The organism is Roseomonas elaeocarpi, assembly GCF_042433915.1.
GTDB classification, from domain to species: Bacteria; Pseudomonadota; Alphaproteobacteria; order Acetobacterales; family Acetobacteraceae; genus Roseomonas; species Roseomonas elaeocarpi.
The window spans coordinates 151,816-173,355 of sequence record NZ_JBHLUN010000017.1 but is presented as its reverse complement, the minus strand read 5'-3'; the positions used below and the strand labels follow the sequence as shown (position 1 = coordinate 173,355).

Genomic DNA, 21,540 nt, shown 5'->3' with positions numbered 1-21,540 from the left:
GCGGCCGGGTGACGGCCGGCCTGCTGCTGGCGCTGCTGCCCCTCCTATTGGGCGGTGCCGGCCAGCCCGCCCCGACGCGCCGCTCGGTGCAGGACGCGCAGCGGGACGCCGCGCAGGCGCGCGACGCCGCCGACGCCGCGGCCCGCAACGCCAAGGAGGCCCGGGCGCGGGAGGCCGCGCTGTCGGCGCAGCGCGCCGTGGCCGGGCGGCAGGCGGTGGCGGCCGAGGACGCGGTGGACCAGGCGCGCGCCCGGCTGGACGCCGCCAACCACGAGGCCCAGGCGGCGCAGGAATCCCTGAACGAGCAGGCGGCGCGATTGGCGCCGCTGCTGCCCGCGATGCGCCGGCTGTCGGCCTGGCCCTCGGAAACCCTGCTGGCGTTGCCAGTGCCGCCGGAGGACGCGTTGCGCGGCGCGTTGGTGCTGCGCAGCCTCGGCCGGCAGCTGGCGGTGGAGGCCGCCGCTTATCGCGCGGCCGGCGCGAAAGCCGCGGCGGCAGCGGCGCAGGCACAGAGCGAGCGCGACGCCCTGCTGGCGGCCCGCGACCGCGCCGCCGCGGCAGTGGCGACGGTCGAAAAGGGCCTGGCCGAGGCGCGCTCCGACCGGCGCGAAGCCGACCAGGGGCAGAACAAGGCGGCGCAGGAGGCGGCAAACAGCGCCGCCCGGGCCCGCAACCTCAACGACGCCCTGGCGCGGCTGGAGCGCGAGGAAGCGGCCCGCGCGCGCGCCGAGGCCGCCGCCAAGGCTGCGGCGGAGCGCGCCGCCGCGCAGCAGGCGGCGGCGGACCGGGCGGCGGCGGCCGCGGTGCGTAATGCCGCCCGTAGCGCGCCAAAGCCCGACGAGGAGGCGCCGGACGAGGACGAGGCGCTGGCCTCGCTGCCGGCGGCGAACGGGCGCGCCCTGCCGGTGGCCGGCCGCGTCACCTCGGAATTCGGGGCCGGCGGCACGGCAGGGCAGACCTGGTCCACGCCGCCCGGGGCGCGCGTGGTCAGCCCTTGTTCGGGCCGCGCGGTGTTCGCTGATACATTTCGTTCCTATGGCCTCCTGTTGATCGTGGATTGTGGCGGCGGATATCATGTGGTCCTTGCTGGATTGGACCGTCTGGATGCCACGGTGGGACAGCGTGTCTCGGCGGGCGAGGCGGTTGGCGTGATGGGACGACCCGGATCCGGGCGCCCCAGCCTCTACGTCGAGTTGCGGCGCAGGGGGCAGGCGGTCGATCCGCGTCCCTGGCTGGCCTCCGGCCGGTTGGGGTAGCGGCTTTGGAAACTCAGGACACGGGGAGCACGCAGCGGATGCGGCGCAAGTTCCGGACCATGACGGGTATTGCGGTGGCCTTCACCGCGGGGGCCGTCGCGGGCCCGCTCCTCACCTCGCCCGTGGTGCAGGCCTGGGCACAGACCTCGAACCGCGAAGACACCTACAAGCTGCTGAACCTGTTCGGCGACGTGTTCGAGCGGGTGCGGGCGGAATACGTCGACCCGGTGAACGACCGCGACGCGGTCGAGAACGCGATCAACGGCATGCTGCAGGGCCTCGACCCGCATTCCTCCTACATGAACGCGCGCAACTTCCGCGACATGCAGGTGCAGACCCGCGGCGAGTTCGGGGGGCTGGGCATCGAGGTCAGCCAGGAGGGCGGCTACGTCAAGGTGATCTCGCCGATCGACGACACGCCCGCGGCGCGTGCCGGCGTGAAGCCCGGCGACCTGATCACCAACCTCAACGGCACCTCGGTCCAGGGCATGTCGCTGCAGGACGCGGTGGAGCAGATGCGCGGCGAGCGCGGCACGGCCATCAAGCTGACCATCCGCCGCGAGGGCACGCCGGCGCCGATCGAGCTGAACCTGACGCGCGAGGTGATCCGCCCGCAGGTCGTGCGCTCCCGCCTCGAGGGCAACGACGTCGCCTATATCCGCCTGACCTCGTTCAACGAGCAGACCGATGCCGGCATGCGCAAGGCGCTGCAGCAGCTGCGGCAGCAGGCCAGCGGCGGGCTGAAGGGCATCATCCTGGACCTGCGCAACAACCCGGGCGGGCTGCTCGATCAGGCGATCCAGGTGTCGGACGATTTCATCGACCAGGGCGAGATCGTGTCCACCCGCGCCCGCCGACCCGAGGACAGCCAGCGCTGGAACGCCCGCGCGGGCGACATCGCGCAGGGGTTGCCGATCGTGGTGCTGACCAATGCCGGCTCGGCCTCGGCCAGTGAAATCGTGGCGGGCGCCCTGCAGGATCACCGCCGGGCGGTGGTGCTGGGCGTGCGCTCCTTCGGCAAGGGCAGCGTGCAGACGGTGATGCCGCTGCCTGGCAACGGCGCGCTGCGGCTGACCACGGCACGCTACTACACGCCCTCGGGTCGCTCGATCCAGGCCACCGGCATCGAGCCCGACGTCGAGGTGCTGGCGCAGCGCCAGGACACCGCCGTGCGCGACCGCGAGGCCGACCTGCGCCGCGCCCTGCGGCACGAGGACACCACGCCGCAGCACCCGGTGGCGCCGCTGCCGCCGCTGAACCTGCCGCAGGGGCTGCTGGACCGCATCCAGCACACTCCGGCCGAGAACGCGCCGGCCTTCGACCCCACCAAGCCGGAAACCGACTTCCAGCTGCAGCAGGCGCTGGTGCTGGTGCGCGGCATGGGCACCCCCCAGGCCGCGCCGGCGCCGCAGCCGCCGCAGCAGCGCCGCGCCAGCAACCTTTGAGCGCGTCCTGAAGCGGTGAGCGGATCGACGGGGAGGACGCCGCCTCCGGGCGGGTCCTGGCGGCCGCTCGGCTGGTTCTGGGCGGCGGTGCTGCTCGTGGCGGGCGGCACCGCGGGGGTGCTGCAGTTCCTAGGCCCGCCGCCGGACGCGGTGCGGGTCGCGCAGACAGGGCAGGAGGCCCGGGGCGCTCCACAGGGCACCCCACTGGGCACCCCGGCGGACACCCCGCAAACCGTTTCCCCGGGTACCGCGAGCGTCGCGCCACCTTCGCCCGAGGTCACTGCCGCGCAGGCGCCGGCCACTCCCGCTGATCCCACGCAGGCCGCCGCTCCGGCGGTTCGCGACCCGGCGCCTCCTGACGGCGCACTTCCTGACCAGGCAGCCCCGGCCCCATCCGCCCCTGGCTTGTCCGATCCTGGCTTGTCCGATCCTGGCCTGGTGGCGGACGGCTCGGCGCCGCCCGGTGCCGGAACGACGCAGTCTGCTTCCGCCGAAACGCCCCGGCCCCAGGGCGCGCCCGCCGCCGCAACGCCTGCCGCCACGATTCCGGACGCGCCGGCAACCGCGGCACCGGTGGCGCCCGCACCGGTCGCCGCCTCGCCTCAGCCCTTCGTGGTGCCGCCGATCACGCCGCCGGACCCGGCCCTGCAGGAAGCATCCCGCCACGGCCCGCTGCCGAAAACCGGTGCCGACGGGCGAACCGCCATCCGCACCTACGCCCGCGCCTTTCCGCGCGACGAGACCAGGCCGCGCGTGGCCGTGGTGCTGGGCAATATCGGCCTGAACAACGCCCTGAGCGAGAGCGCGATCCGGCGCCTGCCGCCCGCCGTGACCCTGGCCTTCAGCCCCTACGCCACCCGCATCGCGCCGCTGGCGGACACGGCGCGGCAGCGCGGCATGGAGATGCTGGTGGCGCTGCCGCTGGAGCCCGCGGGCTACCCGCTCGATGATCCCGGGCCCAAGGCGCTGCTCACCACCCTGTCGGCCGCGGAAAACGCGGACCGGCTGATGTGGGCCATGGCGCGCCTGCAGGGCTATGTCGGCGCCGTGGGCGCGCTGGGCTCGATGCGGGGCGAGCGCTTCGCGCAGTCGCCGGAGTTGCTGGGCGGCGTGCAGGACGTGCTGCGCAACCGCGGCTTGCTCTACGTCGATCCGCGCCCCACCGCGGCGCCCGCGGGACGGGCGGCGCGGGCCTGGGGCCGCACCGTCGACGTGGTGCTGGATGAGCCCGCGACCCGCGCCGGGATCGAGCGCCGCTTCCAGGAGCTGGAACAGGTAGCGCGGGAACGCGGCGCGGCCCTGGGCATCGCGGGCGATCCCACCCCGGCGCTGGTGGAACGCCTGTCCGCCTGGGCGGCCGGGCTGGAAGAGCGCGGCCTCGTGCTGGCGCCCGTGACCGCCATGCTGCGCCGACCCGATCGCGGCGCCGACCCGGCGGCGGGGCCGGGGCCCGTCGCGGGGGCCGCCGTCTCCGAAACCCCACGGGAGAATGCCGCGCGATGAGCGACCTGCCCTACCGGCCCAATGTCGGCGCGGTGCTGTTCAACCACGAGGGCCGCGTCCTGGTGGCGCGCCGCGCGCCGCAGCCCGGGCGCGGCGAGACCGGCAGCGGCGCCTGGCAGCTTCCCCAGGGCGGCATGGACGAGGGCGAGAGCCCCCGCGCCGCCGTGCTGCGCGAGCTGGCGGAGGAGATCGGCACTGATCGCGCCGAGATCCTGGCCGAGCACGAGGAATGGCTGCACTACGACCTGCCGGAACACCTCGTCGGGGTGGTCTGGGGCGGGAAGTGGCGCGGGCAGCGGCAGCGCTGGTTCGCGCTGCGCTTCACCGGTCAGGACAGCGACATCCGCCTTGATGCCGACGCCCACCAGGAATTCGACGCCTGGCGCTGGGCAGCACTGGAGGAGCTTCCGGACCTCGCGGTGGCCTTCAAGCGGCCGATCTACGAAACGCTGGTGCGGAGCTTTGCCCGCTTCGCCGTGCCGGTGGCGGGTCAGCCCGGCGACGGAGCCTCGCCGCCCAGCAGCTGAGGCAGGCCTTCGCGCAGCACCGCGTCGTCGGGAAAGCGTCGCCAGGCCTCCTCGGTGTGCCGCTGGAGGGCTTCCCGTTCGCCCTCGTCATGCAGAAGCTGCGCGTGCAGCATCCAGGTATGACTGTCCCCGCCGCGTTCCATGGCCGCCCCGGTCTGCGCGAGGGCCGCGGCGCGGTCGCCGCGCAGTGCCTCGATCCGTGCGAGGCGCGTCCGGAGGTCCCAGAGTTCCGGACGCTCCGCCACGGCCAGTTGGGCCGCCTCGCGCGCGAGCGCGAGTTCGCCACGCTCCCGATGGTAGAGGCTCAGGAGGTTGCTGACGCGCCAACCCTCGGCACCGAGTTCCCGCAGCGCCTCCACCTCCAGGCGCGCGTCGTCCCATCTCCCGTCCCGTAAGGCCTGCCAGAAGCGGGCTTCACGGTATTCCGCGCTCTGCTCCACCGCCGGGCGTAGCGCGTCGAAGGCGTCGTCGAGGGCGGGTTCGGGCGCGTGCCGGCACAGCGCCGCCCAGGCCGATGCCGCCGCGCCGCCCGGCAGCTGGGCCGTGATCCACTCCCCCAGCGCGCCCCGACGGAGCGGCGGGATGGCCGGCAGCGTGCGCGCCACCTCCACGAAGCGGGGAACGTTTTTCATGAACTCCCCCACGCGCGCGAGGCCGGGTCCGTCGAGCACCAGCCCGGCCAAGAGGCGGATCAGCAGCAGCGCCGCGGCCTCCTCCGGCCGGCCACGCGCCCGCGCCGTGTCGGCGGCCACGGAAACGAGGCATTCCAGCAGGATCAGGGGCGGGTCGGTGCGCGCCACCGTATCCAGCGCCGCCTCCGCCGCCGCCAGTCGCCCATCTGCCACCGCGGTGGCCGCTTCCAGGATGGCCGTGAGACGCCCCCAGTCCGCGCCACCGGCAGCCTCCGCGCCGGGCGGCTGCCGGTGCAGCTCCTCCAGCAGGATCGCCCGGTTGCGCGGGTGACGGCGCGCGAAGTCCTCCACGATGCCCTGTCCGAGCTGGAGGCCGCGCACCTCCAGCCCGGTTCGCAGCACCTGGTCGTGCAGCTCCGCATGGACGCCGCGCCAGGGCCGGTCGACCGACAGCACCGCCTGCCCGAACAGCGCCGCGGTGATGTCGGCCGCCCGCGAGGAGCAGACGGTGAGCTGGTCCTGCGCGTGGCCGGGCCGCCACCCGCCCGCGAGGAGGTAGAGCGCACGCTCCAACTCCTTCACCGGCGGCAGGGCTCCGGGGGCTGGCGGCACCACGTCGGGCCGGAAGCGCACCACCATGTCGAAGCGCCGACCCCGCCGCGTTTCCTCGGCCCGCTTGAGGGCGTTGCAGCGCCAGGCCTTGTAGAGCATCCGCAGGCTGTTGCGGTCGACGGTCGCTTCCTCGAAGTCGAGGTGCAGCCTCTCGTCCTCGAGGTCGATCACCGCCTCGGGGAAGTAGCGGCGGAGCTCGTCCTCGCTGGCCTCCCGGCTGCCATCCTCCAGACGTGGCGCCAGTTCCGGCAGAAGCACGTGGAAGCGCGCCTGCATGGGGCGCGGCACGGCGAAGGCCACCTCGGCGCCAAACATCCGGATCAGCTGCGACGGGTAGGCCGCCCCGGCCGCCTTGGTGCCGCGCCGGCGCCAGGTGCTGAGAAACACCGTGGCCCCGAGTTCCCGCGCGATCCGCGCTGTCTGGGGAAAGGACAGGTGCTCGTCGCGCAGCTGGCCGAAGATGCAGAAGGCGATGCTGGGCAACCCGTCCCCTCCCCCGGATGCCGACGGCGCGGCGCGCGCCGGAGCGCCGGCGGTCAAGCGCTGCGGAAGGCGTCCACCATGGCTTGCCAGTAAACCTTGCGGTTGCCCTCCCAGTCCAGCGGCAGACCGCGGTGCAGCAAACCATCGGCTCGCTTCACGCCTGGATCGGTGACCAGCCAGGAATAGCGGTCGATCAGGCCCCAGGTCAGGAAGGTCTTCACCCCGCCCGCCAGGGCGGCGTCCACGAAGGACCGGACCCTGTCGGCCACCAGCTGGTCGCGCGCCGGGTAGCCGTCCGGCACGCGCCAGGACTCCCGTACGTCGAGCTCGGTGATCAGCACGCCCAAGCCTTCCGCCGCCAGGGCACGGCAGAAGGTGGTGAAGGAGGCCGGGTTAAAGGGCCGGTCCATCTGCAGGTGCGCCTGCAGTCCCACCGCGTCGAGCGGCGCGCCGGCGCGGCGGATGCTGCGCACCAGGTCGAGCAGCCGGCGGCGCTTTTCCAGGCAGTGCGGCGCTTCTTCCTCGACGCCGTACTCGTTCAGCACCAGCCGCAGCGTCGGGTCCTGCGCCCGCGCCAGCCGGAGGGACAGCGGGATGTAGTCCGGCCCCAGCGCCCGCAGCCAGGGGCTGTCGCGCAGGTCCCCGGGCGTCGACTGCGGCGTGTCGCTGCCGGGCGGGTCCGCCACGACCTCGTTCACCACGTCCCATTCGCGGATCGTGGGGCGGGTGTGGTCGAGCACCGTCCTGATATGCGCGTCCAGCAGCGCCCTGGCCCGGTCCGGCCCTTCCGCCAGGGCGGCGGTCAGCCAGTCGGGCATGGCGTTGTGCCAGACCAGCGCGTGGCCCCGCACGGTCTTGTTCTTCGCGCGGGCCCAGCCCGTCAGCGCGTCGAGGCCGCGGAAGTCGAACTTTCCTTCCGCCGGCTGGAGCGCGGCCCACTTGCCCTCGTATTCCGGCACCAGCAGGGCGCACTCGGTCTCGTAGGCCCGCGCGTAGCTCGCGTCGCGCTCCAGCATGGCGGCCTGCACCGCGGCGCCGTAGCGCAGGCCGTGGTCGCGGGCGACCTCGCCCAGGCCCGGACCTTCCCGGCCCGGCTGCCCGGCAGCGGAACCACCCGTCGCCGGAGCGGCTTGCCCCTGGCTTGCTGGACCTTGGCCTCCCTGGGCCGGGCCGGTCTGCGCCCAGGCGGGCGCGACACCGGCCGCCAGCAGCGCCGAATGCAGCAGGGCCCGGCGGCGGAGGTCCAGGCTCAGGCTGCCACCCGCCGCGCGGGCGTGTCGTCGTTCACCGCGCCGTCCTTCGCCAGCTGCTGCTCGTAGCGGCCCCGGCGCCACTTGAGCAGCTTCCAGGCCCCCTTGGCCGCGAGGTCGGACATGCGGCCGCGTGGCTCCAGCCCGATCGACTTGAACACCATGCCCATGCTGCGCTCGATGTGGCGGTAGCGGTAGAAGCGCATGGCGCGGCCCATGTACTGGGCGATGCAGCGCTCGTGGCTGTAGGTCGCGCCCTCCGCGTCGTTGCCGCAGTGGTAGGCGAAGGCCAGCTCGTCATCCTCGCTCTCTCCGATGCGGCCGGCCGCGACCTTGAGGCGCTGGAGGAAGCTCAGCTTCTCGCGCGCCAGGTAGCGCCTCATATGGTCGTAGAAGAGCTTGAAGTGGCGGTACTCATCCGCCGCGATCAGCCGGCAGACCTGCTTGAGCACCGGCTCCTCGGTCGCGTCGCCCAGCGCGGTGTAGTAGGAGGAGGTGCCGACCTCCACCATGCAGCGGGCGATCAGCTCGCCGGTGCGCGATCCACGGATCGAGGCATCGACCTTGGTCTCGATCTTGTAGCCCTCGCGGTAGCGGCGGAAAGCCTCGTCGAAGTCCCAGTCCGGGTCGGCCAGCTTCGCCCAGCGGCCCAGCGCGTCGCCGTGCTGCACTTCCTCCACCGCCCAGTTGTCGGCGGCCTGGCTGAAGTCAGGGTCGCCCACGAAAACGTTGCGCAGGTAGATCGCGTAGTCGAGCCCGTTCTTCTCCACCATCGCCGCCGCCTTGATCAGCGGGATGATCGCGGGATCGAGCTTGGAGCGGTCGAAACTGTCCCAGGCGATCTGTTCGAGGTGCCAGTGCTTCATGCTGTCTGTTCGGTTCCCGGAAGGGGCCGGCGCAGTCGGTGCCGGAGGAGGATTGTCTTTTGAACCCGCCGGCGCTTCAAGTCACGGCTGCTTGGGCTTTCCGGAAGGACGGAGCGACGGCATGCCAACGGACATCCTCGTGATGGTGGAATCCTCGGAGGCAAGGCTGGGCAGCCTCCGCAGCCTGGGCGAGGTGCACTACGCCCCCGGCGCCACCGAGCGCGCGGCCGTGATCGCGGCGCACGGGCCGAAGATCCGCGCCCTGGTGACCAACGGCTCCATCGGCGTGCAGGCGGCGGAGATCGAGCTCCTCCCAGCACTCGGCATCATCATCGCGGTGGGGGCGGGCTTCGAGAACATCGACCTCGCCGCGGCCAGGGCGCGCGGCATCGCGGTGGCGCATGGGCCGGGTACCAACGACGCGGCGGTGGCGGACCACGCCTTCGCTCTGCTGCTGGGGGTCGCACGCGACCTGCTCCATTCCGACCGGCAGGTTCGGGAAGGCCTTTGGGACGCCTCGCGCCGGATGCGGCCGGGCGTCGCCGGCAAGCGGCTGGGCATCCTGGGCCTGGGGCGCATCGGCCTGGGCGTTGCCCGCCGGGGCGAGGGCTTTGGCATGGAGATCGGCTACCACAACCGCCACCGGCGGGACGACGTGCCCTACCGCTACCACGCGAGCCTGCGCGACCTCGCCGAGGCCTCGGACTTCCTGGTGGCGGTGGCGCCGGGGGGGCCTGAGACGCGGCACATCGTCGATGCGGAGGTCCTGCGCGCCCTGGGACCCAAGGGCTTCCTGGTCAATGTCGGCCGCGGCAGCGTGGTGGACAACGCGGCCCTGGCCGCCGCCCTGCACGGCGGCACGATCGCGGGCGCCGGCCTGGACGTGCTGGATGGGGAGCCCAATGTGCCGGCGGAGCTGCTGAGCGCGCCGAACCTCCTGTTCACGCCGCACGTCGCCGGCCGCTCGCCGGATGCCGTGGCGGCCGGCCTCAGGCTGCTGATGAGCAACCTCGCGGCCTTCTTCGAGGGGCGGCCCCTCGTGACGCCAGTGCCCTGAACAGATCCATGCCCTGAACAGCAACGGGGCCGCGGAGGATATTCCTCCGCGGCCCCGTCGGTTCAGCCGTTCCGGCCGGTGGGCGGCCGGGTCGTTGTCAGGCGGCGCTGGCCGCGTCGCGCATGGCGCGGGCCGCCAGCAGGCGGTCCATCACCCGGTCGCGCACCGCCTCGGGCTCGGCCGCCGCGGCGGTCAGCGCGGCTTCCGCCTCGCTCAGCCGCGACTCGGCCTCGGCACGGGACAGTTCGGTCACCGGCGTCGCCTCGTCGGCCAGCACCGTCACGCGCTCGGGCGTGATCTCGGCGAAGCCGCCCATCACGAAGAGCCGCTCGGTCTCCGCCCCGTTCTCGCGCACCCGGATGATGCCGCCCTTGAGGGCGACCACCATCGGCGAGTGTCCGGGCAGGATGCCCATGTCGCCTTCCCAGGCCGGGATGGTCGCCATCTCGACCGGGCGCGACAGCAGCAGCTTCTCCGGGCTGACCAGCTCCAGTTCGAAGGTGGCGGCCATGGATCAGGCCGCCTGCTTCAGCGTCTCGGCCTTCTTCACCGCCTCTTCGATCGAACCCACCATGTAGAAGGCGGCCTCGGGGAGGTGGTCGTACTCGCCGGCCACGATGCCCGCGAAGGAGCGGATCGTGTCCTCGAGCTTGCAGAAGACGCCCGGCGTGCCGGTGAAGACCTCGGCCACGTGGAAGGGCTGGGACAGGAAGCGCTGGATCTTGCGCGCGCGCGCCACCACCAGCTTGTCCTCTTCCGACAGCTCATCCATGCCCAGGATGGCGATGATGTCCTGCAGCGATTTGTAGCTCTGCAGCACGCGCTGCACCTCGCGCGCCACGCGGTAATGTTCCTCGCCCACCACGCGGGGGTCGAGGGCGCGCGACGTGGAGTCCAGCGGGTCCACGGCCGGGAAGATGCCGAGCTCGGCGATCGAGCGGTTCAGCACCGTCGTGGCGTCGAGGTGGGCGAAGGACGTGGCCGGCGCCGGGTCGGTCAGGTCGTCGGCGGGCACGTAGATCGCCTGCACCGAGGTGATCGAACCCTTCTTGGTGGAGGTGATGCGCTCCTGCAGGGCGCCCATGTCGGTGGCCAGCGTCGGCTGGTAGCCCACCGCGGAGGGGATGCGACCCAGCAGCGCCGACACTTCCGCGCCCGCCTGGGTGAAGCGGAAGATGTTGTCGATGAAGAACAGCACGTCCTGGCCCTGCTCGTCGCGGAAGTATTCCGCCATCGACAGGCCCGACAGCGCGACGCGGGCGCGCGCACCCGGCGGCTCGTTCATCTGGCCGTACACCAGCGCCACCTTGGAACCCTCGGTGGAACCGTTCTCGCCCAGCTTGATGACGCCGGCGTCGATCATCTCGTGGTAAAGGTCGTTGCCCTCGCGGGTGCGCTCACCCACGCCGGCGAAGACCGACACGCCGCCGTGCCCCTTGGCGATGTTGTTGATCAGCTCTTGGATGGTCACGGTCTTGCCCACGCCGGCGCCGCCGAACAACCCGATCTTGCCGCCCTTGGAATACGGCGCCAGCAGGTCGATGACCTTGATGCCCGTCACCAGGATCTCGGCCGCTGTGGACTGGTCCTCGAAGGAGGGCGCCGGGCGGTGGATCGTGTAGGTCTTGTCGGCCGTGACCGGGCCGCGCTCGTCGATCGGCTCGCCGATGACGTTCAGGATGCGGCCCAGCGTGCCGCTGCCGACCGGCACGGCGATGCCCTTGCCGGTGTCCACGACCTCGGTGCCGCGCACCAAGCCGTCGGTGGTGTCCATGGCGATGGTGCGGACGGTGCGCTCGCCCAGCTCCTGCGCCACTTCCAGCACCAGCGTGCGGTCGCCGACCTTGGTGGTCAGCGCGTTCATGATGAACGGCAGCTCGGAGGGGAACTGCACGTCCACGACGGCGCCCAGGACCTGGGTGACCTTACCGACGTTGTTCTTCATGTTGCGGAATCCCCTCAGACGGCCGAGGCGCCGGAGATGATCTCGGTCAGCTCCGTCGTGATGTTGGCCTGGCGCGTGCGGTTGTAGTTGAGCGTCAGCTTGTTGATCATCTCGCCCGCGTTGCGGGTCGCGTTGTCCATCGCGTTCATCTGCGCGCCGTAGAAGCCCGCGACGGACTCCAGCAGGGCGCGGTAGATCTGGATGGACAGGTTCTTGGGCAGCAGCACGGTGAGGAGTTCCTCCTCGCCCGGCTCGTACTCGTAGAGCGCGCCGCCCACGGTCGCCTGGGCGTCGCTGGCCGCAGCCGGCAGGGCCGCCGGGATCATCTGCTGCTCGCTCGGGATCTGCGAGATCACGGAGCGGAAACGGTTGTAGATCAGCGAGCAGACGTCGAACTCGTTCTGCTCCAGCAGCGCGGTGATGCGGTCGGCCACGGCCTGCGCCTGCTCGAAGCCCATGCGCTTCACGCTGGCGTAGGAGATTTCCTCGATGATGCGCGAGCCGTACTCGCGCTTGAGGTACACGGCGCCCTTGCGGCCCACCGTGATCACCTTGACCGTCTTGCCCTCGGCCTCGAGCGCGCGGATGCGCGCGCGGGCGAAGCGGCCGGCATTGGTGTTGAAGCCGCCGGCCAGGCCGCGCTCGCCGGTGACGACCACCAGCAGGTGCACCTGGTCGCGCCCCGTGCCCACCAGCAGGCGCGGCGCGTCGGGGCTGCCCGCCACCGCGGTGCCCAGCGAGGCCAGGATCCGCTCCATGCGCTCGGCATAGGGGCGGGCCGCCTCGGCCTGCTGCTGGGCGCGACGGAGCTTGGCCGCGGCGACCATCTTCATGGCCTGCGTGATCTTGCGGGTCGACTTCACCGAGGTGATGCGCGCCCGCAGGGCCTTGAGGTTCGCCATCGGCCTATCTTTCCCCCGTCAGCCTCAGGCGAAGTTCTTCGCGAAGCCGTCGAGGAAGCTGACCAGCTTGCCCTCGGTCTCCTTGGAGATCGTGCCCTCGCTGCGGATCGCGTCGAGGATCTCCGGCTTCGTGGTCTTCACCTCGGCCAGCATGCGTGCCTCGAAGGTGGTGACCTTGTTCACGTCCACCTTGTCGAGGTAGCCGCGGGTGCCGGCGAAGATCGACACCACCTGCTCCTCGACGGGCACGGGCTGGAACTGCGGCTGCTTCAGCAGCTCCGTCAGCCGCGCGCCGCGGGCCAGCAGCGCCTGGGTGGAAGCGTCGAGGTCGGAGGCGAACTGCGCGAAGGCCGCCATCTCGCGATACTGGGCGAGGTCGAGCTTGATCTTGCCCGCCACCTGCTTCATCGCCTTGATCTGCGCCGCCGAGCCCACGCGGGACACGGAGATGCCGACGTTCACCGCGGGGCGGATGCCCTTATAGAACAGCTCGGTCTCGAGGAAGATCTGGCCGTCGGTGATGGAGATGACGTTGGTCGGGATATAGGCCGACACGTCGCCCGCCTGGGTCTCGATCACCGGCAGCGCGGTGAGCGAACCGTTGCCGGCCGCGTCGCCCATCTTCGCCGCGCGCTCCAGCAGGCGGGAGTGCAGGTAGAACACGTCGCCCGGATAAGCCTCACGACCGGGGGGACGGCGCAGCAGCAGCGACATCTGACGATAGGCCACGGCCTGCTTCGACAGGTCGTCGTACACGATCAGCGCGTGCATCGCGTTGTCGCGGAAGTACTCGCCCATGGCGCAGCCGGTGTAGGGCGCCAGGAACTGCATCGGCGCCGGGTCCGAGGCGGTGGCGGCGACCACGATGGAGTATTCCATCGCGCCGCGCTCCTCGAGCGTGCGGACCAGCTGCGCCACGGTGGAGCGCTTCTGCCCGATCGCGACGTAGATGCAGTAGAGCTTCTTCGACTCGTCGGTGCCGGCGTTCAGCGGCTTCTGGTTCAGGATGGTGTCGATCAGCACGGCGGTCTTGCCGGTCTGACGGTCACCGATCACCAGCTCGCGCTGGCCGCGGCCGATCGGGATCAGGGCGTCGATCGCCTTGACGCCGGTCTGCATCGGCTCGTGCACGGACTTGCGCGGGATGATGCCGGGCGCCTTGACCTCGACCAGGCGACGCTCGGTGGACTGGATCGGGCCCTTGCCGTCGATCGGGTTGCCCAACCCGTCCACGACGCGACCCAGCAGGCCCTTGCCCACCGGCACGTCCACGATCTGGCCGGTGCGCGACACCGTGTCGCCCTCGCGGATGCGGGTGTCGTCGCCCAGCACCACGACGCCGACGTTGTCGGCCTCGAGGTTCAGTGCCATGCCCTTCACGCCGGCGCCCGGGAACTCCACGAGCTCACCGGCCATGACGTTCTGCAGGCCGTAGACGCGGGCGATGCCGTCGCCCACCGTCAGCACGGTGCCGACCTCGGACACGTTCGCCTCGGCGTCGAAGCCGGCGATCTGCTTCTTGAGGATCTCGGAGATTTCGGCGGGACGGATGTCCATGGTCAGGCAGCCCCCTTCATGGCGTAGCTCAGGCGCTGGAGCCTGGACTTGATGGATGTGTCGTAAAGGCGGGAACCGATCCGGAGGATCATCCCGCCCAGGATGGACGGATCGAGGGTCTCGATCAGGCGCACGTTGCCGAAGCCGGCCTCGGTCAGGCGCGCGGCGATCTGGGTGCGCTGCGTGTCGCTGAGCGGGTGCGCGGTGGTCACTTCGGCCGTCTGCTGCCCGCGGCTCTCGGCCAGCAGGGTGGCGAAGCCGGTCGCCACCGTGGGCAGCACCGCGAGACGGCGGTTGTTCACCAGCACGCCCACGAGGTTGCGCACGTCGCCCGACACGCCGGCCCGGTCGAGCACCGCGAAGATGCCCTTCATCTGGCTGGCGGCATCGAGGCGCGGGTCGGACACGAAGGCGCGGAAAGTATCGTCGTCCCGCCAAAGGGCGAGAAGGGTCTCCATATCGGCCGCGACCTTGTCCACCGTCCGCCGCTCATTGGCGAGGTCGAGGAGCGCCTGCGCGTAGCGTTGCGCAAGTCCGGTGGCGCGGGGCGCGTCGGGCGAGACAGTGGTCGCGTCAGAGGCCACGTGAGTTCCCGTATCGTGAGTTGAGCCACGGTGGAGCACCGGGCGCGCCAGGAGAAGCCCTCTCGCGGCGTGGGCGCCTTACCATATGGAAAGGCAATTCGGCAACCGGGGTGGTAACGGTTCCGCTACCTTCTCCCCGCGCAACGCTTGAAAAATCCGCCTACAGGTCAGCAACTTGCGGTGGTGGTCCGGGAACCCAAGGCACTGCCGGACGCTCTGCTTCCCGGTAGCGGAACAGGAGAAACCGCATGAGTGACAGTCCACGTAATCCCGGGGCGGGTAATCCCGGACCGCGCGACCCGGACCGTACCGAGGATCAGGGCATCGACGAGGCCGTGGAGGAAAGCTTTCCCGCTTCCGACCCGCCCGCCTACGGTGGCGTCACCGGCCCGGTGATCGATCCGCTCGAGGAGCTGCCGCCCGAGGAACAGGGCGAGGCGCCGCACGAGGTCATCCGCGACTGGCGCGGCGAGTTCCCGCTGCGGGGCGGCTGAGCCTCCCAGGGGATTTCCGCCGCGTGGCGTGTCCCCGGGGAAGACCGCCCAGCCGGCCAGGGCGTTCGGGCAGCGCCAGGGTCGCACGGCGCTGCCAGGCTGGCCTCAGCCTTTCTCGGCCGCAACCACGCGGCCGCAGGCAACCTCGGCCAGGCCCGATCCGGCGCGCCCCCAGGAGGGCGCCACGTGCCGGCCGGGCCGCCAGGGCAGGAAACGCCCTTCGCGCAGCGAGGTCTCGATCTCCTCGAGCGAGCGCCCGGCGGTTTCCGGCACGCAGCGCAGCACGAACACGAAGGAAACGAGGTTCAGCGCGGCGTAGGTCCACATCATGCCGCTCACCCCGGCATAATGCACCAGGGTCAGCGCCGTCGCGGTGACCACGAGGTTGGAGCCCCAGAGCGTCGCGGCGTGGAGGCTGCTCGCCTTGCCGCGAATCGAGAGCGGAAACATCTCGGAGCCCAGCAGCCAGCCCACCACCTGGATGCCGCCGGCGTTGAACAGCATGAACACCAGCAGTGCGCCCACCACGAGCCAGGCATTCGCGTCATTGGCCAGCCCGGCGCGGAACAGTGCTCCCAGCACGGCGAGGCTCACCACCGTTCCTGGGATCATCACCAACATCAGCCCGCGGCGCCCGATCCGGTCCACCACCAGGCGGCCCAGAAAGGTCATGACGACGTACATCGCGGCGAGGCTCAGGCTCGACCACAGGGCGACGCCCTGCGAGAAGCCGGCGCCCGCCAGGATGGTGGGGGTGTAGTAGATCATCATCTCCAGCCCGGAGAGCTGGGTGAAGGCCGCGACACCCAGCGCCGCCACCAGGGCCGGGCGCAGCCAGGGCTGCGCCAGGGTGCGCCAGCCGGCCGCCGCATCGCGGCGCTCCTGGCGCGCCACCTCGCGGATCGCGCGCAGCTCCTGGGTTACGGTTCCGTCATCCACGCGGACGGAAGACAGCGCCCGCGCGGCCTCCTCCACCCGGTCGCGCTCCACCAGCCAGCGGGGGCTTTCCGGCAGCCGCAGCATGGCGGCCAGCAGCAGCGCGGCGGGCAGGATCGCCACCGCGATCATGCTGCGCCAGGACCACAGCTCATGGAGCGCCACGCCGACCACGTTGGCCAGCAGGATGCCCGCGCCGATCGCCAGGTTGAAGGTGATCACCAGCCGCCCGCGCTGCGCGGCCGGCGCCAGCTCCGCGATATAGACGGGCACCACCTGCGAGGAGCCGCCCACCGCCAGACCCAGGAAGACGCGCGCCAGGGCCAGCTGCGTGGCGCTGCCCGCCAGGCTCGACCAGAGGGCGCCCAGGCAGAAGACCGCGGCCACGATCATCACGGTCCAGCGGCGCCCCAGACGCTCCGACAACCAGCCGGTGGCGAAGGCCCCCAGCACCGCGCCCACGAGGATGGAGGCGGTCACGACCTCCTGCAGGCGGTGGTCGAGCGCGAACTCGTCGGTGATCTGGAGAAGGGCGCCGGAGATGATGCCGGTGTCGTAGCCGTACAGGAACCCCGCGATGGCCATGACCGCGGTGATGGCGAGGAGGAAACCACTCCCGCCGGATAAGGGATGGGCGGGGGCCGTGCTGCCGGAAGGGGATGGGCGGGGTGCCGCTTGCCGGGCGGCGGGAAGGCTGGTGCCTGCCAATGGATCGCTCCGCTGGTACGCGAAAGTCAGGCGCGTGCCGGGCGCGCGCCGAAACCTCCTGAGGGTTCATGGCCACAAGGCCGGGACAGGGCCGAAGCAACGGCCCGCGAGACGGTGCGACCCGGCTCAACCAGGTATCGCGGGATCAGCGATGAAGCCGATCAAACCGCCGTTGCATGCTGCAATGCAGCGAGGCATGTCGGACACGACCCTGCCATGTCAAGGCCACAATTCGTTCCAGATTCCGGCCAAGCCAATGGAATGTTTCACCCAGTTTACGAAGTAAACCGATGATTTCAGGCCGTTTCCCCGATTCGCTCAGAGGAAGCTGACCGGGTCCACATCCACCTGAACACGAACCGCTGAGGGGACCTCGACCCGGCTCAGCCAGTCCCACAACAGCGGCTGCACCGCCACGTCGCGACGCGCCTTGAGCAGCAGGCGCCGCCGGTGCCGCCCGCGCAGCAGCGACAGCGGTGCCGGGGCCGGGCCCAGCACCTGCACCCCTTCCCCGCCCGGCGCGCTCAGCCCCAGGTCGCGCGCCACGCGGTCGGCGGCGCGCTCGTCCTCCGAGCTCACGATCACCGCGGCCAGGCGCCCGAAGGGCGGCCAGCCGCCGGGGCGGCGGGCGGCAGCTTCCTCGGCCATGAAGGTGTCGAGGTCGCCCGAGATCAGCGCCTGCATCACCGGGTGGTCGGGGATCCAGGACTGCAGCAGCACCCGACCCGGGTGTTCGGCGCGGCCGGCGCGGCCGGCCACCTGGTGCAGCAGCTGTACCGTGCGCTCGGCGGCACGCAGGTCCCCGCCCGCGAGGCCGAGATCCGCATCCACCACGCCCACCAGCGTCAGGCCGGGAAAGTGCCAGCCCTTGGCCACGATCTGCGTGCCGATGATCAGGTCCACCTCGCGTTCGGCCACCTGCCGCGCGGCCTCCGCCGCCGCGGCCGGGCCGGGGATGGTGTCGGAGGCCATCACCAGCCGCCGCGCCTCGGGAAACAGCAGCGCTGCTTCTTCCTGCACGCGCTCCACGCCCGGGCCGATCGCGGTCAAACTGTTCTCGGCGCCGCATTCCGGGCAGGAGGGCGGCGTGGGCTCGGTATGGCCGCAGTGGTGGCACTGCAGGCGCCGCTGCGCCCGGTGCTCCACCAGCCAGGCGGTGCAGTTCGGGCAGCGCATCCGGTGGCCGCAGGTGCGGCACAGCGTCAGCGGCGCGTAGCCCCGGCGGTTAAGGAACAGCATCGCCTGCTCGCCGCGCGCCAGGGTCTCGTTCACCGCTTCCACCAGCGGGGGCGAGATGAAGCGCCCGCGCTCGGGCGGCACGCGCTTGAGGTCGAGCACCGTGATCTCGGGCAGCCCCGCCCCGCCGTGGCGGCGCGGCAGGCTGAGCGCGGTGTAGCGCCCGCCCTCGGCGTTGTTCAGCGTTTCGAGCGAGGGCGTGGCCGACACCAGCACGCAGCCCGCCTGGGAAAAGCGGGCACGCACCACCGCCATGTCGCGGGCGTGGTAGATCACGCCCTCCTCCTGCTTGAAGGCGGTCTCGTGTTCCTCGTCCACGATGATCAGGCCGAGGTCCGGGAAGGGCAGGAACAGCGCCGAGCGCGCGCCCACCAGCACCTTGGCCTCACCCTCCGCCACGGCGCGCCAGGTGTTGCGCCGCCGTCTGCCGCCGAGCTCGGAATGCCACAGCGCCGGCTCGCAGCCGAAGCGTTCCTGGAAGCGCTCCAGCCACTGGGCCGACAGGGCGATCTCGGGCAGCAGCACCAGCGCCTGCCGCTTCTGGCGCAGGCATTCCGCTACGGCGTCGAGGTAAACCTCGGTCTTGCCGGACCCGGTGACGCCGGCCAGCAGCGTCACGCCGAAGCGCCGCTCGCCCACGAGGTTGCGCAGGGAGGCCGCGGCCTCCTCCTGCTCGGGCCGCAGCTCAGGCCCGGGGTGCTCGGGGTCGGGACTCGGGAAGGCGGTGCGGCGCGGCAGCAGCGCCGGCTCCACCAGCCGCTGGTCCACCATGCCGCGCAGCACCGCGGCCGAGACGCCCGCTTCCTCGGTGATGTCGGCGCCGGCGCGGATCTCGCCCGGCAGCATGATGTCGAGGACGCTGCGCCGCCCTTCCGTCAGCCGGTAGCCGCCCCCGCCGGCGCGCGCCGCCTCGCCCGCCGGGCTCAGCCGCCAGCCCGCCTGCTGCCCCGGCGGCTCCAGCGCGGAGGGCACGCTCATCGCCATGCGCAGCACGGCACCCGGCGGCGCCATGGTATAAGCGGCCACCCAGTCGATGAAGCGGCGCAGGCTGTCGGTCATCGGCGGCACGATCAGCGTGCCCAGGATGTTCTTCAGCCGCCCTTCCGACAGGGTGGGGTCGGGCGCGCCGTCCCAGACCACGCCGCGCAGCTCCCGCCCGGCGAAGGGAACCTCCACGAAGCTGCCGGGCCCCGGCACCGCCATGCCCTCCGGCACGCCGTAGTCGTAGGCGCCGTCCAGCGGCAGCGGCAGCAGCACCTTCACGCGAGGACGCACCGGCCCGAGCAGCGCGGGCTGATGGGGCTTCTTGCGGGACTTCTTCTCGGGGGTCGGCATGGGCTATGGCTGCGGTCGCAGTTGGGGACAACGCCACATGAAATTCTTCGTCGACACCGCCGACGTTTCCGAGATCCGCTCCCTGGCCGAAACCGGCCTGCTCGACGGCGTCACCACCAACCCTTCCCTGATCGCCAAGGCCAACCGGCCGATGCGCGACATCATCGCCGAGATCTGCGAGATCACGCCCGGCCCCGTTTCGGCGGAAGTCACGGCGCTGGACTACGACGGCATGATGCGGGAGGGCGAGCACCTCCGGAAGATCGCGTCCAACGTCGTGGTCAAGCTGCCGCTCACGGAAGCGGGGCTGCGCGCATGCAAACATATGGTGAACGAAGGGGCCATGGTCAACGTGACCCTGTGCTTCTCGGCGGTGCAGGCGCTGCTCGCGGCCAAGGCCGGGGCGACCTACATCTCGCCCTTCATCGGCCGCCTCGATGACATCGGCCAGGACGGGATCGAGCTGATCGCCGACATCATGGAAATCTACGGGGCCTATCCGAACATCAAGACCGAGGTGCTGGCGGCTTCCGTGCGCCACCCGGTGCACCTGCTGCAATGCGCCAAGCTCGGCGCCCACGTCGCCACGCTGCCGCCGGCGGTGATCCGCTCGCTGGTGAAGCACCCGCTGACCGACAAGGGCCTCGACGCCTTCATGGCGGACTGGAAGAAGACCGGCCAGAGCATCCTCTGAACCGTCGCTGAGCGCGGGGCGGGCGCGATCCCGCCCCCATCCCGGGCACGGCCCCGGTCAGGGCCCGGCGCCTCGCCGCGGGGCCGCCCCGTCCGGCCTCTTCGGCCGGTGCGCCGTCAGTCGGCCCGGGCCGCCGCCGCGGCGCCTCGGGTGGCGGGGGGCACCATGTGCGCTACTTCCTCGTTGCGGCGGATGGTTTCGCTCAGCAGGCACTGCGCCTGCCCCAGGCGGTTCGGCTGGGCACCCTGCCGGACGCTGAGGCTGACGTAGTCGCACTGCGCGTCCCGGTATTCCCGCCACAGGCGCTGGGAGCGCACCAGCTGCCGCCGGCGCGGCTCCCGCCGGAGCTCGCTGCTGAGCTTTTCCACCGCCGCGTCCAGGCGGCGCTCCTCGGTGCGCGCCAGCCGCTCCACGCAGTCCGTCGCGTCGGTTCCGGCGGCGCGGCAGCTTTCCGGCACCGGCGGGGCCGCCCGGGCAGGGGTGGGCGCCGGGGTTTCGGCGGCCTGCGCCCATGGTGCGGTGACCGGCAACAGCAGGGTCACGAGCAGCACCGGCAGCATCGGGCAGATGGGGGTCGGCATGGCGGGGCGGGATCTCCGGGGAAGCGGTGCGACGGTGTCCAGGTCTCGCACCCGGGGGACATGCCGCAAAGCGATTTCCCCGCACTCCTGGCCCCCGGGCAAGGCCCCCTCCTGTCACGAGCGCCGGCGGGGCCGGTCCCGGCTTGCCAGAGGGCCCAAGGGAAATAGCGGCTGGCCCCGCCCGCCCCGTCGGGGCAGGATTGGGCCAGATGCTGCCACCCAGCCCTTCCATCGCACCACAGCCCCCGCCCGATGAGGATGAGGAAGCCGGTCGCGTCGCGGCCTGGCTGACGGCGCGCCCGGGCTTCCTGGCGGACCGGCCGGCCCTGTACCGGCGGCTGGTGCCCCCGCGCCGTGTCCACGGCGAACGGCTGGCCGACCACATGGCGGCGATGCTGGGGGCCGAGCGCGACGCGGCGCGCGCGATCACCGAGGCGGCCCGTTCCGGCGGCGGCCTGCAGCTGCGGGTGCAGCGCGCGGTGCTGGCGCTGATCGCGCCGGCGGGGCGGCATGGCGACCCGGCCGAGGTCATCGCCGCCGAATGGCCCGCCCTGCTGGGTCTCGACAGCGTGGCCGTGGCCGGCAGCGGCACGCCGGCGCGGCACCTGCGCCCGCTGCCGGCGGGGCTCGCGACGCAGCTGCTTCCCCCCGGCCGCGAATGGCGCCTGCGCGACGCGACGCCGGACGGCCTGCCGGAAGCCAACCTCCTCCACGGCGAGGCCGCGCCGCTGATCCTGCGCGACGCCCTGCTGCGGCTGCCGGCGGGGCGACTGCTGGTGCTGGGCACGCGCGAGGCCGCGATGCTGCCCGAGCGCGGGGCCGGCCAGGCGCTGCTGTTCCTGGCCCGCGCGGCCGCCGCGGCGCTGGGCATGCCATGACGGGAGGCGCCGTGACGGGGCAAACCACGGCCGCGCAGACCGTGACCGGGCAGACCGCA

Annotated in this window: 19 protein-coding genes; 8 read left to right on the top strand and 11 right to left on the bottom strand. The window is 72.0% G+C overall.

What is annotated here, in order from left to right:
* The first annotated feature begins 8 nt into the window (after positions 1-8).
* The 4 genes from ACFFGY_RS21280 to ACFFGY_RS21265 all read left to right on the top strand — a co-directional run bounded on the left by ACFFGY_RS21280 (position 9) and on the right by ACFFGY_RS21265 (position 4,731).
* The gene (locus ACFFGY_RS21280) at positions 9-1,256 is read left to right on the top strand and encodes a murein hydrolase activator EnvC family protein (RefSeq protein ID WP_377046546.1); all 1,248 of its coding nucleotides are present in this window, start codon (positions 9-11) and stop codon (positions 1,254-1,256) included.
* A gap of 38 nt (positions 1,257-1,294) precedes the next feature.
* Complete coding sequence (locus tag ACFFGY_RS21275) at positions 1,295-2,701, top strand: S41 family peptidase (protein WP_377046545.1); 1,407 nt, start codon at positions 1,295-1,297, stop codon at positions 2,699-2,701.
* A gap of 420 nt (positions 2,702-3,121) precedes the next feature.
* Complete coding sequence (locus ACFFGY_RS21270) at positions 3,122-4,204, top strand: divergent polysaccharide deacetylase family protein (RefSeq protein ID WP_377046544.1); 1,083 nt, start codon at positions 3,122-3,124, stop codon at positions 4,202-4,204.
* Positions 4,201-4,731 carry an RNA pyrophosphohydrolase gene (locus ACFFGY_RS21265; protein WP_377046543.1) on the top strand — a complete coding sequence of 177 codons (531 nt, stop codon included), beginning with the start codon at positions 4,201-4,203 and terminating at the stop codon, positions 4,729-4,731. Before ACFFGY_RS21270 ends, ACFFGY_RS21265 begins: the two co-directional genes overlap by 4 nt.
* On the opposite strand, the gene ACFFGY_RS21260 is transcribed toward ACFFGY_RS21265, so the two are convergent.
* From ACFFGY_RS21260 to ACFFGY_RS21250, 3 genes are read right to left on the bottom strand one after another with little or no spacing between them, the layout of a single operon-like run.
* Entirely contained in the window at positions 4,695-6,458 is a 1,764-nt protein-coding gene (locus ACFFGY_RS21260) for a tetratricopeptide repeat protein (RefSeq protein WP_377046542.1), read from the bottom strand. The two genes, ACFFGY_RS21265 and ACFFGY_RS21260, sit on opposite strands and share 37 nt — an antisense overlap.
* A 53-nt stretch (positions 6,459-6,511) precedes the next feature.
* Positions 6,512-7,792: an endo-1,4-beta-xylanase gene (locus ACFFGY_RS21255; RefSeq protein ID WP_377046541.1), complete on the bottom strand. Its 1,281-nt coding sequence runs from the start codon at positions 7,790-7,792 to the stop codon at positions 6,512-6,514.
* A complete protein-coding gene (locus ACFFGY_RS21250) occupies positions 7,708-8,574 on the bottom strand; it encodes a ferritin-like domain-containing protein (protein WP_377046540.1) in 867 nt (288 codons plus the stop codon). The genes ACFFGY_RS21255 and ACFFGY_RS21250 overlap by 85 nt, the downstream gene beginning before the upstream one ends.
* A 121-nt stretch (positions 8,575-8,695) precedes the next feature.
* Here ACFFGY_RS21250 and ACFFGY_RS21245 point away from each other — a divergent pair, with 121 nt between their 5' ends.
* Positions 8,696-9,631: a 2-hydroxyacid dehydrogenase gene (locus ACFFGY_RS21245; RefSeq protein WP_377046539.1), complete on the top strand. Its 936-nt coding sequence runs from the start codon at positions 8,696-8,698 to the stop codon at positions 9,629-9,631.
* A 97-nt stretch (positions 9,632-9,728) separates the two neighbouring features.
* Here ACFFGY_RS21245 and atpC read toward each other — a convergent pair whose 3' ends face one another.
* The 5 genes from atpC to ACFFGY_RS21220 are packed head-to-tail and all read right to left on the bottom strand — an operon-like array spanning position 9,729 to position 14,619.
* Positions 9,729-10,142: an ATP synthase F1 subunit epsilon gene (atpC, locus tag ACFFGY_RS21240; RefSeq protein WP_377046538.1), complete on the bottom strand. Its 414-nt coding sequence runs from the start codon at positions 10,140-10,142 to the stop codon at positions 9,729-9,731.
* Positions 10,143-10,145: 3 nt separating this feature from the next.
* Positions 10,146-11,576, bottom strand: coding sequence for a F0F1 ATP synthase subunit beta (gene atpD, locus ACFFGY_RS21235; protein WP_377046537.1), 1,431 nt, complete (start codon positions 11,574-11,576; stop codon positions 10,146-10,148).
* A gap of 14 nt (positions 11,577-11,590) precedes the next feature.
* A complete protein-coding gene (locus tag ACFFGY_RS21230; protein WP_377046536.1) occupies positions 11,591-12,478 on the bottom strand; it encodes a F0F1 ATP synthase subunit gamma in 888 nt (295 codons plus the stop codon).
* 24 nt (positions 12,479-12,502) lie between these two features.
* Positions 12,503-14,035, bottom strand: coding sequence for a F0F1 ATP synthase subunit alpha (gene atpA, locus ACFFGY_RS21225; protein WP_377046535.1), 1,533 nt, complete (start codon positions 14,033-14,035; stop codon positions 12,503-12,505).
* 2 nt (positions 14,036-14,037) lie between these two features.
* Positions 14,038-14,619 (bottom strand): F0F1 ATP synthase subunit delta, encoded by a 582-nt coding sequence (locus ACFFGY_RS21220; protein ID WP_377046534.1) that lies wholly within the window; start codon positions 14,617-14,619, stop codon positions 14,038-14,040.
* Positions 14,620-14,867: 248 nt separating this feature from the next.
* On the opposite strand from ACFFGY_RS21220, the gene ACFFGY_RS21215 reads away from it, so the two are divergent.
* Positions 14,868-15,113: a hypothetical protein gene (locus ACFFGY_RS21215; protein WP_377046533.1), complete on the top strand. Its 246-nt coding sequence runs from the start codon at positions 14,868-14,870 to the stop codon at positions 15,111-15,113.
* Between the two features lie 105 nt (positions 15,114-15,218).
* Here ACFFGY_RS21215 and ACFFGY_RS21210 read toward each other — a convergent pair whose 3' ends face one another.
* Both ACFFGY_RS21210 and ACFFGY_RS21205 read right to left on the bottom strand, forming a co-directional pair.
* Complete coding sequence (locus tag ACFFGY_RS21210) at positions 15,219-16,757, bottom strand: sugar porter family MFS transporter (protein WP_377046532.1); 1,539 nt, start codon at positions 16,755-16,757, stop codon at positions 15,219-15,221.
* 318 nt (positions 16,758-17,075) lie between these two features.
* Entirely contained in the window at positions 17,076-19,328 is a 2,253-nt protein-coding gene (locus tag ACFFGY_RS21205) for a primosomal protein N' (RefSeq protein WP_377046531.1), read from the bottom strand.
* A 37-nt stretch (positions 19,329-19,365) separates the two neighbouring features.
* Here ACFFGY_RS21205 and fsa point away from each other — a divergent pair, with 37 nt between their 5' ends.
* Positions 19,366-20,022, top strand: a complete 657-nt coding sequence (gene fsa, locus ACFFGY_RS21200; RefSeq protein ID WP_377046530.1) for a fructose-6-phosphate aldolase — start codon at positions 19,366-19,368, stop codon at positions 20,020-20,022.
* A 116-nt stretch (positions 20,023-20,138) separates the two neighbouring features.
* On the opposite strand, the gene ACFFGY_RS21195 is transcribed toward fsa, so the two are convergent.
* Entirely contained in the window at positions 20,139-20,603 is a 465-nt protein-coding gene (locus ACFFGY_RS21195) for a lysozyme inhibitor LprI family protein (RefSeq protein ID WP_377046529.1), read from the bottom strand.
* A 209-nt stretch (positions 20,604-20,812) separates the two neighbouring features.
* Between ACFFGY_RS21195 and ACFFGY_RS21190 the strand changes: the two genes are divergently transcribed.
* Positions 20,813-21,481: a hypothetical protein gene (locus ACFFGY_RS21190; RefSeq protein ID WP_377046528.1), complete on the top strand. Its 669-nt coding sequence runs from the start codon at positions 20,813-20,815 to the stop codon at positions 21,479-21,481.
* Positions 21,482-21,540: the final 59 nt, after the last annotated feature.

Excerpts from the sequence above, each read along its gene's own strand:
- ACFFGY_RS21275 (WP_377046545.1), top strand. The coding sequence starts at position 1,295 with ATGCGGCGCAAGTTCCGGACCATGACGGGTATTGCGGTGGCCTTCACC.
- ACFFGY_RS21265 (WP_377046543.1), top strand. The coding sequence starts at position 4,201 with ATGAGCGACCTGCCCTACCGGCCCAATGTCGGCGCGGTGCTGTTCAAC.
- ACFFGY_RS21250 (WP_377046540.1), bottom strand. The coding sequence starts at position 8,574 with ATGAAGCACTGGCACCTCGAACAGATCGCCTGGGACAGTTTCGACCGC.
- ACFFGY_RS21245 (WP_377046539.1), top strand. The coding sequence starts at position 8,696 with ATGCCAACGGACATCCTCGTGATGGTGGAATCCTCGGAGGCAAGGCTG.
- atpC (WP_377046538.1), bottom strand. The coding sequence starts at position 10,142 with ATGGCCGCCACCTTCGAACTGGAGCTGGTCAGCCCGGAGAAGCTGCTG.
- atpD (WP_377046537.1), bottom strand. The coding sequence starts at position 11,576 with ATGAAGAACAACGTCGGTAAGGTCACCCAGGTCCTGGGCGCCGTCGTG.
- ACFFGY_RS21230 (WP_377046536.1), bottom strand. The coding sequence starts at position 12,478 with ATGGCGAACCTCAAGGCCCTGCGGGCGCGCATCACCTCGGTGAAGTCG.
- atpA (WP_377046535.1), bottom strand. The coding sequence starts at position 14,035 with ATGGACATCCGTCCCGCCGAAATCTCCGAGATCCTCAAGAAGCAGATC.
- ACFFGY_RS21215 (WP_377046533.1), top strand. The coding sequence starts at position 14,868 with ATGAGTGACAGTCCACGTAATCCCGGGGCGGGTAATCCCGGACCGCGC.
- ACFFGY_RS21205 (WP_377046531.1), bottom strand. The coding sequence starts at position 19,328 with ATGCCGACCCCCGAGAAGAAGTCCCGCAAGAAGCCCCATCAGCCCGCG.
- fsa (WP_377046530.1), top strand. The coding sequence starts at position 19,366 with ATGAAATTCTTCGTCGACACCGCCGACGTTTCCGAGATCCGCTCCCTG.
- ACFFGY_RS21195 (WP_377046529.1), bottom strand. The coding sequence starts at position 20,603 with ATGCCGACCCCCATCTGCCCGATGCTGCCGGTGCTGCTCGTGACCCTG.
- ACFFGY_RS21190 (WP_377046528.1), top strand. The coding sequence starts at position 20,813 with ATGCTGCCACCCAGCCCTTCCATCGCACCACAGCCCCCGCCCGATGAG.